Genomic DNA, 10932 nt, shown 5'->3' on the forward strand with positions numbered 1-10932 from the left:
CGACATGTCCGAAGCCCCCGCCCGGACCGGTCCCGGCCGGAGGCCGGCCGCGCCCCGGCCCGCCGACCCCGTGTCCGCGCTCGTACTCGCCCTGCGCGGCGCGGGACTCGATCCCGACGCGGAGAACCTCGGTGACGCCCTGTGGCTCGCGAACACCCTCCGGGGGCCCGGACCGGAAGCCGGGGACGAGGAGCGTGGCGCCGCCGCGCGCGGGTCCGGCGTACGTCCCGGGCCCGTGCCCGCGCCGCCCGAGGCCACGCCGCCGGGCCCGGCCGGGCCCGAGGCCGAGCCGGACGGGGGCACCGGCGGGCCGCACGGCCTGGACGGCGCGGACGCGGACGGCACCGTCGCGCTCTACCTGGAACCGCAGGACACCGGAGCCTCGGCCACCGGCACCGCGCACGGGCCCCCCGGGCCCGCCGGCCGGCTGCGCGGCCTTCCCGTCGGCGTCCCCGCCGCCCCCGCCTTCGGCTCCTCGCTCGCCCTCCAGCGCGCCCTGCGCCCTCTCCAGGGCTACCGCACGGCCGGCACCCGGCTGCGCACCGTCCTCGACGAGACGGCCACCGCCGACCTGAGCGCCCGCGCGGGCGGGCTGATCCTGCCCGTGTACCGGCGCGTCGCCCGCCGCGACGCCGCCCTCCACCTCGTCCTCGACGCCTCGCCCTCGATGCGCGTATGGGACCGCATGTTCGATGAACTGGCGCGCGTTTTCGGCCAGTTGGGGGCCTTCAAGAACGTCGTCCGGTACTTCCTGCACGAAGGCCCCGGCGGCTCACCCGTCGTCGGTTCGGCGCCCGATCCGCAGTCCGGGCCGTTCTACTCGCCCGAACACCTCGCCGACCCCACGGGCCGCACCATGACCGTCCTGGTCAGTGACTGCGCCGGACCGCTGTGGCGCAGCGGCCGTGGCCACCGGGTCCTGCACCGGCTCGCGGGCAGCGGCCCCGTCGTCGTCCTCCAGCCGCTTCCGCAGCGCCTGTGGAACCGCACCCGGCTGCCCGTCGTGTTCGGGGACCTCACCCGCGGGCCCTTTGGCCGCGTCCAGGTCGCCCCCGGCGGACCCAGGCCCCCCGCCCCGGGCGCGCTGCCCGTGCCCGTGGTCCCCCCGGTACCGGCGGCGCTCGCCTCGTGGGCCCGGCTGATGTCCGGCGGCGGGGCGCGCGCGGTGACCGGCGCCATCGGCTGGGTCCGCTCCGACCAGCCCCCCTCGGGTACCCCGGGCGCCCCCCGGCCGCTGTCCGCCCTGCAACTCGTCAGCCGCTTCCGCGCCGCCTCCTCACCCGCCGCGGGACGGCTCGCCACCCACCTCGCGGCGGCCCCCCTCAACCTGCCCGTCATGCAGCTCGTCCAGCGCACGATGCTGCCCGACTCCGGGCCCTCGGAACTCGCCGAGATCCTGCTCAGCGGACTGCTCACACGCAGCAAGACGGCCCCCGACACCGGTCAGTGGTACGAGTTCGAGCCCGGCGTGCGCCAGGCGCTGCTCGGCCCGCTCGGCCGGGACGAGGCCCTGCTCGTGCTCAAGCACTGCTCGGAGTACGTCGAGCAGCACTTCGGCAAGGGCGGGCCCAACTTCCCCGCGCTCGCGCACGCCCAGCTCGACAGCGGCTCGGCCGGCCGGCTGCCCGCCGACTGGGACGAGGGCGAGGGCACGGGCCCCCGCCGGGCGGCCGAGGACGGCGGCCCCGAGGGCGACCGGAGGGCCGAAGGCGACCCGGCCGCCGTGCCGCAGCCCTTCGCCGAGGTCGCCGCCGACGTCCTGAGGCGGTTCATGCCCGTGTCCCCGCTGCCCGGCGGCTCCACCGCCGCGACCGGCCCCGGAAACCCGCATCCGGCCACCGCCGCCGCCCAGAGCCTCGTTACGGAGTACGAGGAACACGGCATGGTCCAGTCCCTCATGGACGCCGCCCAGCTCCTGCGCAGCGCCGTCCGGCAACGGAGCACGCCCGATCCCGTCCTGCTCGCCGCGTGCGCCCGCACGCTGCTGCGGCTGTGGCGCGTCCAGGGCGGCGAGGCGCTGCTCACCGAGGCCAGGGACACCGCCGCGCGGGCCGTCGCCGCCGGGCGCGAGCCCGCCCACCGCGCCGTTCTCGCGCAGGTGTTGCGCGCCGTGGCCGAGGAGAGCACCCGCCGCGGCGACCGCGCCGCGGCCCGCGAGACGCTGCGCCGCGCCGAACGCGAGTACGCCGCCGCGTGCGCCGCCCCCGCCCTCGGCCCCGACGAGGCGCTGGCCCTCACCCTGGAACGCGTCGCCGTCCTGGAGGCGCAGTGGCGGCTGGCCCGGGACGGCGAACTCCTGCAGAGCGGCGTCGGCATGCTGGAGGCGCTCGCCGACGCGCGCCCCGACGGGCGCCGGCCCGCCCCGCTGAGCCTCGCCCACGGCAGGCTCCTGCTGCGGCTGTCCACCGTGGCGGAGGACGAGGCCGAGATCCGCGACCACGCCGAACGGGCCGCCCGCTCGCTGCGCGCCGCCCTCGACGAGGACGAGGCCGCCCGCGCCGAGGGCACCGGCGCCCTGCCGGAGGGCGAACGGCCCGCCGTCCTGCTCGACCTCCTCGACGCGCTGCTGCGCTCCGGCCCCGAGGCGCACGCGCGGGCCGAGACGCTGCTCCACGAGGCCCTGCCCCGGGCGAACGGCCGCCGCCGCAGCGAACTGCTGATCCGCGCCGGGCGGTTGTGCGCCGCCCGCTACCGGGAGAGCGGCGCCGCGCAGGAACTCGACCGCGCCGCGGACCGCTTCGGGGAGGCGCTGCCCGGGGTACCCCGCGACTCCGCGGCCCACTCCCAGCTCCTGTTCGAACGGGGCAGCACGCTCCTGGACCGGGCGCGGCTGCCGGACGGCTCGTTCGCCGAGCGGCTGCACCGCGTCAACCGCGCCGTGCAGGTGCTGCGCGGCTGCCTCACCGAGACCGCGTCGACGCACCGTGCCGCCCCCCGCAGGGAACTGCTGCTCGGCCGCGCCCTCGTGACCCGCTACCGGCTCACCGAGGACCGCGTGGACCTGCGCGAGGCCGAGCACCACCTCGGCCTCGCCGCGCGCGGCGCCCGCGAACCGATCGCCGCCGCGACCTGCCGTCTCGAATGGGGCCAGGTCCTCGTGAACGCCGCCGAAGCGCTGCGCCGCCCCGCGCACTACGACGACGCGGCCGACGCCTTCCGCTCCGCCGCCCAGGCCGCCCGCGCCGCGCAGGAACGGGCGGCCACGCCCCGGCGGCGCGCCGAGGCCGTCTCGCGCGCCGCGCAGGCACACCACTGGCGCGGCATCACCTACGAGGCCGCGGGCCGCCCCCGCGCCGCCCGCACCGCCTACCGGGCCGCCGCCGAGGAGTGGGAACGGCTGCCCGCGGGCATGGAGGCTCTGGGGGAACCCACCCCGGCCGACACCGCCCGCCGCCTGACCGAGCTGACCGGTCCGCCCGACTGAACCCCGGCCGCGCGTACGGCGGGCGGGGCACCGCATCCGCGCCCGGCGGCACCGGGCGAGGTCGGCCCGTACCCGGGACAGCGCCGTCCCGCCGTACCGCACTGGCACGCCGCTACCGACCGAGGGACACCGCATGACGGAACACGACGCGACGGCGCACCGCGACGCCGGGCCGCAGGCCCCCGCCGTACCGCCGCCGCTGCCCGACCTGACCGGACTCGACCTGCGAGAACTGCGCGCACTCGACCACCCCGTCCTCGACGAGGTGCTGGGCGAACTGCGGGCGCGCGCCGGGGAGAACAGCGAGATGCTGTGGGGCTTCAACAACGCGATGTGACCGGGCGCCCCACCGGTCCGCCCGCGCGCCGCGCGCGCGGGCACTCCCGCACCACCACCACGCGGCGGGCGGCCCTTTCGGCCGGTGCCCACAGCGAACCGGACAACGGCCCGCCGCGAGGTTTGCCGCCCGGCGCCCGACGGGAGATACCCCCACAGGGCGGCGACAGCGAGCCGGACCCACACCGGGGGACACGGGGGGCGCAGTGCCGGACGACGCGACCCCGCAGCCGGACCCGGCCCGTTTCCCGCAGCCGCAGCCGCAGCCGCAGCCGCAGCCGCAGCCGGACCCGGACCCGGACCCGGACCCGGACCCGGACCCGGACCCGGCCGGCTTCCCGCGGCGGGAGGCGGCGCGCGCCCGCCACTCCGCCCCCACCGCCACCCACCGGCACGGAACCGGGGACACGCCCGAACCACCGCACCCCTTCCGGCAGTTCATCGTCAAGACGCACAGCCGCTGCAACCTCGCCTGCCGCTACTGCTACCTCTACGAGGGGCCCGACGACAGCTGGCGTACGCGTCCCGCCACCCTTTCGCCCGCCGTGCGCGCCCACCTGGCCGCCCGGATCGCCGAGCACGCCGCCACGCACCGGCTGCCCGCCCTGTCCCTCGTGCTCCACGGCGGCGAGCCGCTCCTGTCCGGAGCCGCCCCGCTCGTCGCCCTCGCGCGCGAGGTGCGCGCCGCCGTCCCCGGGCGCTGCGCGGTGCGCGCCACCGTCCAGACCAACGGAACGCTGCTGACCAGCCGGGCCGCCGCCACCCTCGCCGAGGGCGGGATCACCGTGGGGCTGAGCCTCGACGGCGGACGCGCCGCGCACAACACGTCGCGCACCGACCACGCGGGCCGCCCGTCCTGGCCCGCCGCCTCCCGGGCCGCCCGGCTGCTCGCCGAGGAACAGCCCGGGGCCTACGCGGGCATCCTCACCGTCGTCGACCCGCGCACCGACCCCGTCGACGTCTACACCTCGCTGCTCGCGCTGCGCCCCCCGGCGATCGACCTGCTGCTGCCGCACGGCAACTGGACCAGCCCGCCGCCCCAGCGCACCGCCGACCCCGGCCGCACCCCCTACGGGGACTGGCTGTGCGCCGTGTTCGACGTGTGGTGGCGGGCCCCGCGCCGCGCCACCCGGGTGCGGCTGTTCGAGGAGTGCCTCGCGCTGCTCCTCGGCCTGCCCGCGGGGACCGAGTCCCTGGGCCTCGACCCGTTCACCGCCGTCGTCGTGGAGACCGACGGCTCCATCGAACAGGTCGACTCCCTCAAATCCGCGTACGACGGGGCCGCGGCCACCGGACTCGACGTACGCCACCACAGCTTCGACGAGGCCCTGCGCCACCCCGGGGTCGCCGCCCGTCAGCGCGGACCGGCGGCGCTCTGCGCGACCTGCCGCGCCTGCCCGCTGCTCACCGTGTGCGGGGGCGGGCACTACGCCCACCGCTGGCGGTCCGGCCACGGATTCGCGAACCCCTCGGTGTACTGCGCCGACCTCCAGAGATTCATCCGTCATGTGGCGGCGGCCCTGGACCGGGCGGCCGGCCGCCCCCGGCCGGACCGGCCGCCCCGCCCCGCCACCGCGCAAGGAGGCACCCCATGACCGCGACGGTTCCCGCACCCGTCCTGCGCGAACTCGCGAGGACCGAGGGAGGGCCCCGGGCCCTCGACCACCTCGTCCACGACCAGGCCACCCGCAGACTCCTGCTGCTGCGCGCCCTGCTCGACGCCGTCCAGGAGGCACCGGCCGGCCGGCTCGCCCCCGGCGCCCGGCAGCGCGTGGCCGAGGACTGGGCCCTGCTGGAGACCGCGGAGGCGGCGGGGCCCGGCGCCAGGGAACGCGTCCGCGCGCTCCTGCTGCGCCCCCTCACCGGCCCGCTGGCCCGCCACGCCCTCGCCGCGCTCACCGGCCCCCGCGCCGACGGCGGCGCCGGACTCACCGAGGCGCTCGACCACTTCTCCACCCTCGCCGCGGCCGCCGCGATATCCGCCGGTGTGCCCTTCACCGCGCGCCTGACCGCGTACGAGGGACTGCTCGCGCTGCCCTCCTTCGGCGCCCTGCGCACCGAGGGCACCGCGCCGCGCGGCGTGACCGCCGCCTTCACCGGCTCCGCGCTGACCCTCGACCCCGAGGGCGGCAGCCCCGTCACCGTTTTCCCGCAGCCCTCGTACGGGGCCTGGTCGGCCGACGCGGCCTGGCTGCCCGCCTACGCCCTGCCGCCGCTCACGCCCGGGGCCCAGGTCGTCCCGCTCGACGACGTGAGCCCCTACCGGCAGGTGCCCGGCCCGGCGCACAGCAGCCTCAGCCGCCCCGTCACCCTCGACGACCAGTCCCGTAAACGCTGGTACGAGGCGTGGTCGGGCACCGCCGGGCTGCTCGCCCTCGGCGGAGCGCACCGCACCGGCGAGGCGGTGCGGCTGCTGCGCTCGGTCGTCCCGCTCCGGACCCCGCCCGGAGCGAGTACCGAGGGCCACCCCTCCGGCAGTTGCAGCGGCACCCGCAAGGAGGCCTTCGGCGTGGTGCTCGCGAGCGTCCCGCCCAGCCCGGCCGGGTTCGCGGCGCTGCTCGTGCACGAACTCCAGCACGCCAAACTCGCCGCGCTCGGCGAACTGACCCCGCTGCACCACGCGAGCGCGGCGGCCGTCCACTTCGCCCCGTGGCGCCCCGACCCGCGCCCCTTCGACGGCCTGCTCCAGGGCATCTACAGCCACCTCGCGCTCGCCGGCTGGTGGCAGTGCTACGCCCTCGCGGCCGAGGAGGGGCCCGAGCGCGACCACGCCTGGAGCGAGCACGCCCGCTGCCGCGAGCAGGTCGGCGCGGCGCTGCCCGCGCTCGTCGGCTCCGAGGACCTGACCGAACAAGGACGCGTCCTCGCCGACGGCATGGTCTCCGCCTACCTCCACCTCAGCCGCGTGGAACCACCCGCCGGTCACCTGGCGCGCGCCCGCGCGTACGTCGACACGGCCCGCGCGCTGTGGCAGCAGCGCAGGACCCGCGGCTGAGGACGTGGCCGGGCGGCGAACCGGGAGAAGACGGGCGTACGCCGGAGCACGCGCGCGGCCCGCCGCACGGACGGCGAGCCGACCGGCGAACACACGGACGAACACCGAGGGGCAAGGCGGCCCGCGGCGCCGCCGTTTCCTCTGATGATCCCTTAAATCCCGTCCCAGCGCGGTAAGTTGATTGTTCCCAGAGGCGGTGCGAGCATCGCGGACAGCGACGGTCGCGCCGACTGGCGAGCGACTGGGCGAACACTGAAGTGGTGCCGGGAGGCCGCTGAATGTCGGAAACGCGCACAACGGACGCCACCCCCCGCAGGTTTGCCGCGGAAGCGGCCGTCACCATCAGTTTCGCGGGGTTCAACCGGCCCTGGGCCGCCTGGATCGGCGACCGGCTGCGGCGACGCGGTCACTCCGTCGTCTTCCAGCGCTGGGACGCCCCCGCCGAGGAGTCCCTCGCGGACCTGCTCGGCGACCTGGGACTGGCCCCCGGACCGGTCCTGCTGATCCTGAGCGACTGGTACTTCCAGATGGGCCCCCGCTCGCACGCCGAGTGGAACGCCGCCCTGCGCTCCGTGGTCGCCCCCGACCCGGGACGCTTCGCGGCGGTCACCGTGGCCAGCGGCACCGTCCCCACCGCCTCCTCCGTCCTGGCCCCCGCCGAACTCACCGGCGTCGGCGACCGCGAGGCCGAACGCCGGGTCCTGGAGCGCCTGGGGCTGCCCACCGACCGGCTCAGCGCGAAGGCGGCGGCGGCCCCCGGCCCCCGCTTCCCACTCGACTCCCCGGAGATCTGGGGCGGCGTCCCGCGCCGCAACACCCGCTTCACCGGCCGCGAACCACTGCTCAACGACGCGTACCACATCCTCCAGGAGGCGGAGGAGGGCGCCGGGGTGCTGACCCTGTTCGGCATGTCCGGAGTCGGCAAGACCCAGCTCGCCGCCGAGTACGTCTACCGGTTCTGCTCCGAGTACGACGTCGTGTGGTGGATCAGCGCGCAGAACCGCAGCACCTACCGGCGCAGCCTCGCCGAACTCGCCACCGCCCTCGGCCTCAAGACCGGCCCCGAGTACGGCGAACGGCTGCGCGCCGCCCTCGCCTCGCTGCGCCGCGGCGACCCCTACGCGCGCTGGCTCGTCGTCGTGGACGGCGCGGACGAGCCCGAGGAACTGTGGGACCTGCTGCCCGCGGGCACCGGACACGTCCTCATCAGCTCCCGCAACGTCGAGTGGAGCCAGCACAACAGCGCCCTGCTGGAGGTCCCGGTCTACTCGCGCGCCGAGTCGGTGTCCTTCGTACGCCGCCGCGCCCCGCGCCTGGACGAGGCGGAGGCCGCCCAGCTCGCCGACGCCCTCGGGGACATGCCGCTGCTGCTGGACCAGACGGCGGGCTGGCTCAACGACTCCGACCTCCCGGTCAGCGAGTACATCGGGCTGCTCGACGGCGGTATCGACAACACCATCGTCAAGGTCTCCGCCGACTTCCCCGTGGCCTTCCAGACCGCCTGGTCGATACTGCTGAACCGGCTGCGGGACACCGTGCCGGAATCCATCGACCTGCTGCGCCTGTGCACCTACTTCGCGCCCGGCCTCATCCCGGTCTGGCTCCTGCGCGACATCCCGTCGAGCGAGGTGCCCGAACAGCTCGCCGGGCTGCTCAACGACCCCCTGCGCTGGAACCGCGCCGTCAACCAGCTCCGCCAGTACTCCGTCGTCCGCCTGGAGTCCCACGAGGGCGCCACCGAGGACGCCTGGTCCGGGGAGTCCCTCTACCTGCACCGAATGGTCCACCAGATCGTGCACAGTGACATCTCCGACCGCGACCGCGACGGCTTCGTCGACGTCGTCCGGCACGCCCTCGCGGTCGCCGACCCCGGCCGCCCCACCGACACCAGGCAGTGGCCCCGCTACGCCGAGATCGCCCCGCACCTCAAGTACGCGGACGTCCTGGGCAGCACCGACCCCAAGGTCCAGAATCTGGTCCTCAACTGCCTGCGCTACATGTACCTCTCCGGCGAGTACGACGCGGGCATCACCCTGGGCGAACGCGCCCTCAAGGCCTGGCGCACGCTCCTCGGCGAGGACCACCCCCGGGTCTGGGACGTCACCCACCACTACGCCAACGTGCTGCGCGCGGTGGGCGACTACGCGAGCACCGAGGCCGTGGAGCGCGCCGCCGTCGACCACCTGCGCCGCACCAAGGGCGAGACCGACCTCGACCACCTGCGCGCCGCCGGCGGACTCGCCGCCGACCTGCGCGGCCTCGGCCGCTACGAAGAGGCCCTGGCCCTGTCGGAGTGGCTGCTGACCACCTACCGCGATCTGGTCGGCGCCGAGGACTCCCGCACCCTCAACGCCCAGAACAACTACGCCGTCTCCCTGCGCCTGCTCGGCCGCTACCGGGACGCCCTGGAACTCGACCGCAGGACCATGGAGGACCGCCGCAGGCTGCTGCTGCCCCGGCACCCGTGGACGCTGTACTCGCAGATCAACTACAGCACCACGCTGCGCCTCGTGGGCCGCTACACCGAGGCCGAGTCGCTCCAGGACACCAGCGTGCGCGAACACCAGATCGTGATGGGGCCGGACCACCAGCAGACCCTGCGGGCCGAGCAGAACCTGGCGCTGTGCTGGTACCGCAACGGCAACCGGGCCAAGGCCGGCCCGCTGCTCGCCTCCGTCGCCGAACGGTCCGAACGGGTCCTCGGCGAGCGGGACCCGCTGACCGTGCAGCTGCTGTCGACCCTGGGCTGCTACCTGCGCGAACACGGCGACATCGACGAGGCCCGCCGGCTGAGCGAACGGGTCGTGGCCTCCTACGAGCGCATGCTCGGCGAGGAACACCCCTTCGTGGCCGGTACGCGCGGCAACCTCGCCCTGGTCCTGCGCAACGTCGGGGAGCGGCGCCAGGCGTTGCAGACGGCGGAGGGCGCGCTCGCGGGCATGACGGCGGCGGTCGGCGAGTTCCACCCCTGGACCCTCGGCTGCGCGATCAACGCCTCGGCGGTCCGCAACGTGACCGGGGACGCGGAGGGCGCGGCCGAACTGTCCGCGGGCACCGTCTCCCGGGCCCTCGAATCGCTGGGCCGCACCCACCCGCTGACGCTGTCCGCGCGGATCGCCCACGCGGCCGACCTGCGGGCCCTGCGCAAGAGGAACAGCGCCGACAAGGAGGAGGAGGCCGCACTCGGCGACCTCTCCGAGACCCTGGGCGGCCAGCACGTGCACACGGTGGCGGCCCGCTCGCGGCAACGCCCCTTCTGGGACTTCGAACCGCTCGTGACCTGAGCCGGACCACCAGCGCGCCGGGCACCGGAGGGTGTCCGGCGCGCCCACCACGCCGTGTCGAGGACGACCCGCCGCGGAACCCGTGCCCCGGCACACGGGCGTCCGCGGTCCAGGGAGGGGGAGGTATGACGTATCCCGAGCAGCGGGGACCCGCCGAGCCGGACGACGGCGTCCCGCTGGACGACGACATCCCGATATTCGTCGACTTCTCGGTCCCGGCCCCCCGCCAGAACGGCGAGACGGACCGGGTGTTCGAGGACGTGCGGGCGCGCGGCAACGGCTCACGCCGCGTCGGCGAGGTGGTGCGCAACTCCTACGGTCCCGCGCTGGACCTGGCCGAACGCTGCGCCCGGCAGGCCGCCGCCCGCTTCGACGCCCTCGCCGACGGCCTGCGCCCCGACGAGGTCGAACTCCAGCTGTCCATCCGCGTCGAGGCCGGGACCGTGGCCCTCGCCAAGGCCACCGCCGAGGCGCAGATCCAGCTCACCTTCCGCTGGTCGCCGCGCCCGCGCGCCGGGGCCGAGGCGGACCGGCCGGCCGGGCGGGAGGGCGCGGCACCGCCACCGGACGCCCAGGCGTGACCCGGGCGCGCGGGACGGGGGCGCCGGAATCCCGCCGTACAGCTGGATCGTCGGCCCGGACGAGGTGAAGCACGCGCGGGAGCCGCACCCCATCGCGCCCACCGTGCGCGGCGTCCTGCTCGGCCACCGCGGGGAGCCGGCCGCCTGCGCGCCGGCCGCGCTGGCGGCCGAACCCGTCGTGCCGGCACGCCACCTGCGACGAGTCCCGCCCCTTGACCCGCGCCACCCCGCCCGCGTCCTCGGCGCCGGGCCCCCCCTCACCCCGGCCGCCCTCCGCGCGAACGGCACCGCGTTCCGCGACGTCGAACCGCT

At 76.4% G+C, this 10932-nt stretch carries 7 protein-coding genes; all 7 read left to right on the plus strand.

Translation table 11 applies throughout. The features are described from left to right. Window positions 1-4: 4 nt before the first annotated feature. Window positions 5-3424 carry an SAV_2336 N-terminal domain-related protein gene (locus ACFYMP_RS04480; RefSeq protein ID WP_388850342.1) on the plus strand — a complete coding sequence of 1140 codons (3420 nt, stop codon included), beginning with the start codon at window positions 5-7 and terminating at the stop codon, window positions 3422-3424. A gap of 133 nt (window positions 3425-3557) precedes the next feature. Further along, a complete protein-coding gene (gene fxsA / locus ACFYMP_RS04485) occupies window positions 3558-3761 on the plus strand; it encodes an FxSxx-COOH cyclophane-containing RiPP peptide (protein WP_388850345.1) in 204 nt (67 codons plus the stop codon). Between the two features lie 439 nt (window positions 3762-4200). Next, window positions 4201-5355, plus strand: coding sequence for an FxsB family cyclophane-forming radical SAM/SPASM peptide maturase (locus ACFYMP_RS04490; protein ID WP_388850995.1), 1155 nt, complete (start codon window positions 4201-4203; stop codon window positions 5353-5355). Continuing rightward, window positions 5352-6755 (plus strand): aKG-HExxH-type peptide beta-hydroxylase, encoded by a 1404-nt coding sequence (locus ACFYMP_RS04495; protein WP_388850348.1) that lies wholly within the window; start codon window positions 5352-5354, stop codon window positions 6753-6755. The genes ACFYMP_RS04490 and ACFYMP_RS04495 overlap by 4 nt, the downstream gene beginning before the upstream one ends. Before the next feature lie 278 nt (window positions 6756-7033). Next, window positions 7034-10039, plus strand: a complete 3006-nt coding sequence (fxsT, locus tag ACFYMP_RS04500) for an FxSxx-COOH system tetratricopeptide repeat protein (protein WP_388850351.1) — start codon at window positions 7034-7036, stop codon at window positions 10037-10039. Window positions 10040-10164: 125 nt separating this feature from the next. Then, window positions 10165-10620: a CU044_2847 family protein gene (locus tag ACFYMP_RS04505; RefSeq protein WP_388850354.1), complete on the plus strand. Its 456-nt coding sequence runs from the start codon at window positions 10165-10167 to the stop codon at window positions 10618-10620. A gap of 64 nt (window positions 10621-10684) precedes the next feature. Next, a partial coding sequence (locus ACFYMP_RS04510) for a hypothetical protein (RefSeq protein ID WP_388850357.1) occupies window positions 10685-10932 on the plus strand: 248 nt, incomplete at its 3' end.

Origin of the sequence: Streptomyces sp. NPDC007088 (assembly GCF_042869355.1) — a bacterium.
Lineage (GTDB): Bacteria > Actinomycetota > Actinomycetes > Streptomycetales > Streptomycetaceae > Streptomyces.

Coding starts and splice junctions, on each gene's coding strand:
- ACFYMP_RS04480 (WP_388850342.1), top strand. CDS start 5: ATGTCCGAAGCCCCCGCCCGGACCGGTCCCGGCCGGAGGCCGGCCGCG.
- fxsA (WP_388850345.1), top strand. CDS start 3,558: ATGACGGAACACGACGCGACGGCGCACCGCGACGCCGGGCCGCAGGCC.
- ACFYMP_RS04495 (WP_388850348.1), top strand. CDS start 5,352: ATGACCGCGACGGTTCCCGCACCCGTCCTGCGCGAACTCGCGAGGACC.
- fxsT (WP_388850351.1), top strand. CDS start 7,034: ATGTCGGAAACGCGCACAACGGACGCCACCCCCCGCAGGTTTGCCGCG.
- ACFYMP_RS04505 (WP_388850354.1), top strand. CDS start 10,165: ATGACGTATCCCGAGCAGCGGGGACCCGCCGAGCCGGACGACGGCGTC.